General features: G+C 39.0%; 1 protein-coding gene. It reads right to left on the bottom strand.

The genetic code is table 11. From position 1 onward, the window contains the following. The coding region (locus ABR397_RS24800) for a helix-turn-helix domain-containing protein (RefSeq protein WP_350307985.1) at positions 1-223 on the bottom strand (223 nt) is incomplete at both ends.

Genomic DNA, 223 nt, shown 5'->3' with positions numbered 1-223 from the left:
ATAAATCAGTCTATAAATCGTCTCATGATGCAAAGATATCCCTTTATGTTGCTTCAAATAATCAGCCACCTGTTCAGGGCTTAAATCTTTCCAAATTAACCGTTTTATCCATCTTTTTACTTCCGGCGTTATTTTCACGGCTTTCTTAGCAAAATGACGACGCGCCAATACCTTCAAATGAGCCTGTTCAGGGCAGTATGTCTGGACTTCTTGATTTCTCTTC

Origin of the sequence: Photorhabdus viridis (assembly GCF_040256935.1) — a bacterium.
In the GTDB taxonomy this organism is placed as follows: Bacteria; Pseudomonadota; Gammaproteobacteria; order Enterobacterales; family Enterobacteriaceae; genus Photorhabdus; species Photorhabdus viridis.
This window is presented reverse-complemented; position numbering and strand designations above follow the sequence as displayed.